Here is a 3,665-nt window from a genome sequence, read left to right on the forward strand (position 1 = left end):
ATAGAAAGGGATCAGGAGCGGTCAGTTTCCAACTAACAAACCGGTTCAAGCGGTCCCGCTCCGCGGGTCCATTTCAGAGTTCATCGCACCGCAGGACGGTAGCAATGATGTTTTCGTGCACATCTCGGCGGTGGAGAAGGCAGGCTACACCTCGCTCGCTGAGGGCGCGAAGGTCAGCTATGAAGTGGTGACGAACCGCGGCAAACAAGCGGCAGAAAATCTTCGTCTCGGGTAAGTCGCGGCTCTGCGCTCTAACTCGTAATATTGGATGTCCAGCCTAGGTTTGCTGGGCGTGCTAGTCACGCTGCATTTTCATTTTGCAAGTTAGAATACCGGCCCTGCTACGTTCAGTCGTGGTGGGCGGGATAGGCTAGGTGGCGATCTGTGGATTTGAACCTCGATATTCCCTGAGCTAGGCAGAAGCCCCCGCCTCCGTCGGGACTTCTGGAATATATCCCAGTTGCCGCTCCAGGGCGGCCACCGTTAGGCGGGCGGAATCTAATCTCGCAGTCGCCTCGACCAGGGCGGTCCAGGTTTTGTCCGACCGCGAAACCGCTGCGGAGCCAATCTCAAACAGGCTGTGCTTGAGATGGGGAGCCGCTTCGTCGCGCAGGGCACGCCCCAAATCAACCAGCGTGCGCGACAGCGCTCGATGCGCGCAAGCGTCCTCTCGTTCCAGGTTCTCCACCAGTGCGAGGGCCTTGCGATATCGTCGTATCGCTGCAACGACTCTGCTTTCGAGATCGGTGTTATCGCTCATCTGCTCTTCTCCCCACGAATCTTTGAGCAATTTATGCCGCCGTGAACGAACAAAAATGTGGCGGCTTGCAGGGTGGGAGCAAGGCCATGATGAAATCATCCGCCCGAAAATGAGGCGGGGACGTATGTATCGCCTTGGACAATGCCAAAAGTCCGGCTAGCTGTCCGTCCTCCTCCTGTCGGGGGCACGCCACGACTCCTTGGGGGATCAGATTGGTCATGCGAGCGACGCAGCGACTCTTTATTGGTTTTTCCTCGGCGTCTTTCTTTATCGTCGGCGTCGGCATCGTCTTGCCGGCGTGGATCGCGTTCCACGCCGGCGGATCGAGCCTGGTTGGCCTGGTGTTGCTGACCTCCAGCGTCGCCGGAGTCGTTCTCGCACCGCTCGGCGGGTACGTCGTCGACCGACATAGCCGTCTCACAGTCACTGCAGTCGGACAAGTGATCCGGGCTTCCGGGCTTTGCGTGCTGGCCCTGGTGGAAATCCTGCCGGAAGGGCTTTCGCGCTCCCTCCTGGTTCTATCAGCCGTTCTCGGGGCCTTCGGCTACGCGCTCCTGGCGGGCGCCATGAGCGGCCTGCTCCAGTCGCTCATTCCCGAGGCTGAGCGCATGACATTCAACATGCGCCTGTCCTTCTTCAATCAGGCAGGGCTCGCCATGGGGACAGGTGTAGCCGGCTACGCGATCGATCGGCTCGGCAGCACTACAGCGGCCGTCCTGTCCGCCTGCATCGCATTGGCCGTTCTGCCTCTCCTCTGGATGCTGACGAGGACCCCAAGCGGTCGCCGGTCAATGAAGGGGCTCAATCCGCTTTCCGCCTCGCGTGAAGCGTTCCGCTATCTTCTGAGCGAGCCGCAAAGTTTGGCCGCTGCGATCATGGTGGGACTGGCGTTCGCCGTGATCCAGATCACCAACCTGTTGTTGCCTGGTTTCGTCATCCATGCGCTTGGCGGCGGCAGCGATCTCTTCGGCATGCTCGAGATGACGGCCGCAATCGCCGGCATGGCCGCCCTTGCTGTCGCCGGGATACCGGCGCTCGCCAGGAAAATGGCCCGAGCAACGGCGACGGTTCTCGCAGGGGCAGCGGCCTCGTTGATCGTTCTATCCTTCGTGACCAACCCGCTGGTCGCGATTGTGCTCTATGCCCTTGCTGGAATGCTGTGGAACCTGTCACGGGCCGCGGCCAACGGACATCTTTTGACCGTTGTGGATTCGGCCTTGATCGGGCGCGTCCAGGCATTCACGACCCTGCTGACAGGCGGGCTCGGTGGGCTCATCTTCCTTCTGCCAACCTTGGTCCCGAACGCAACCGAAGCTGGCCTCTACATGGCCTGTGGGGTGACGATTGTCATCGCCACCGTGCTCGTTGGCCTATGGACCGGCCGACGCAGATACGCGCGCATCTGAGTGCTCATGTTTTCAGAGGGCGTCGTATTGGAGCGCGGCTGTCTCCCTCAAACTGACGGCCGAGACGATTTGAGGGTTGATTGGTCGCCCTCTACGTTCAAGGTTGGGTTTTGCGCCGGTGAACGCCGAAGGTCACAATTCCATCCGCACGATCTCAATAGGCTCGCCGCCGAGTCCATGAGAGAAAAAGTCGCAGTCCACGCTTCGAAAGCCGCATTTTTGATAGAAGCCTTCGGCGTTGATCGTCGCCTCGAGCCTGATCGGCCCACTATGGCCCATCCGCGCTCGTGCTATCCCGATCTCGAGCAGCCGACGGCCGAGCCCGGAACCTGCAGCCTCAGGCAATATGAACAACCTGGTTACTTCGCCCGGCTCGGCATCGACAAATCCAACCACAATACCTTCGTGCTCACACACCGTCATTCGTCCCTTGGCGATGAGCTCTTCGTAAAATGCGGGCGTCCGCTCGCCCATCCAATTCGCTATCTGGTCCCGAGAGTAGGATGCTCCTCCAAGTCCGGCGATTGACGCCTTCGTGATATTGAAAACCGTCTCCGCGTCTTGGTGGTGAGCGGCCCTGAAGGAAAACTTGCCATCGCGCATCATCAGCACTCCAACGAATCTCTGTGCCTTTTTGCTCTGTGGAACCACCAGGTCGCAGTCAACGGGATCCCCGTCGACGACACAGGTCAGACGACGGCACTGCCCGCAGAAAGGAAACGCGCCGGCGGCCGTGTGACCCGGGCGTCGTTGACCTCAGCTGGTCGACAATTCTGCAGCGATCCACCACGAGACGTGGGCCAGCACCACGATCGCGTACGCTGCCGGGCGTCCATCATCATGAGCGGCGACCTTGAGCTCGCACCCAGTCAGGAAGATCGCCGTGTAACCAGTTTCGAACTCGGCCCAGGCCAGGAAAGCACGGTCTCCTTCTGAACAGGAAGGCGCAGCTCCCTTGCGCGCTCGATGCGCTCGGCTTGCTGAAATGCAATCTCTTTGCGTACCAACTTCTCTAGTTCGTCTTCTGCGGTTCGCCAGAAATGCTCGCGCGGCGTTCTCGCGGTCCCTTTCCGTTCTATCATGATCCGCTCCCGGAAAGCTGCCAGACTACGGCAACAGGTAACCCGGCGCTAGGTTCTGGGTGCCGCCCACCCAGCTTCTCTCTGATGGAACCTGTTCTCGCCGACGCACGCCTGCATGTCGGTGCGCCGGAACCAGATGGCGCGGCCGCAGCGTAGCGGCGGATTGCCGGCGGTGAAGACGATCTGCTCGTCGGTCCGCATCCGCAGGACCTCATGCGGCAGCATGAGCGCCCGGCGCGCGAGCTGCTTGGACCGCGTCCGGGAGGAACCCGACATCCGCGAGGACTGGCTCAGCTGATCAACCTCCACCGTCGTGTCACCGCAACGCTTCGAGATGTAATCCGCCGTCTCGGGATCGTTGATCGCCGAGAAGGAGATCCAGGACGCGCTCTCGAACCACTTGCTGGTGGCATCACG

The 3,665-nt window shown here is 60.7% G+C and carries 5 protein-coding genes; 2 read left to right on the forward strand and 3 right to left on the reverse strand.

Features of this window, described 5'->3' with window-relative positions:
* Positions 1-70 precede the first annotated feature (70 nt).
* Positions 71-235 carry a cold-shock protein gene (locus AAFX91_RS39805; protein WP_394570143.1) on the forward strand — a complete coding sequence of 55 codons (165 nt, stop codon included), beginning with the start codon at positions 71-73 and terminating at the stop codon, positions 233-235.
* Positions 236-412: 177 nt separating this feature from the next.
* Here AAFX91_RS39805 and AAFX91_RS39810 read toward each other — a convergent pair whose 3' ends face one another.
* Positions 413-760, reverse strand: coding sequence for a hypothetical protein (locus tag AAFX91_RS39810; RefSeq protein ID WP_394570139.1), 348 nt, complete (start codon positions 758-760; stop codon positions 413-415).
* A 218-nt stretch (positions 761-978) separates the two neighbouring features.
* On the opposite strand from AAFX91_RS39810, the gene AAFX91_RS39815 reads away from it, so the two are divergent.
* Positions 979-2,166 (forward strand): MFS transporter, encoded by a 1,188-nt coding sequence (locus tag AAFX91_RS39815; RefSeq protein ID WP_394570140.1) that lies wholly within the window; start codon positions 979-981, stop codon positions 2,164-2,166.
* A 132-nt stretch (positions 2,167-2,298) separates the two neighbouring features.
* On the opposite strand, the gene AAFX91_RS39820 is transcribed toward AAFX91_RS39815, so the two are convergent.
* Complete coding sequence (locus tag AAFX91_RS39820) at positions 2,299-2,772, reverse strand: GNAT family N-acetyltransferase (RefSeq protein WP_394570141.1); 474 nt, start codon at positions 2,770-2,772, stop codon at positions 2,299-2,301.
* Positions 2,773-3,296: 524 nt separating this feature from the next.
* The coding region (locus AAFX91_RS39825; protein WP_394570142.1) for a type IV secretory system conjugative DNA transfer family protein at positions 3,297-3,665 on the reverse strand (369 nt) is incomplete at its 5' end.

The sequence above is a fragment of the Bradyrhizobium sp. 31Argb genome (assembly GCF_043638955.1).
Lineage (GTDB): Bacteria > Pseudomonadota > Alphaproteobacteria > Rhizobiales > Xanthobacteraceae > Bradyrhizobium.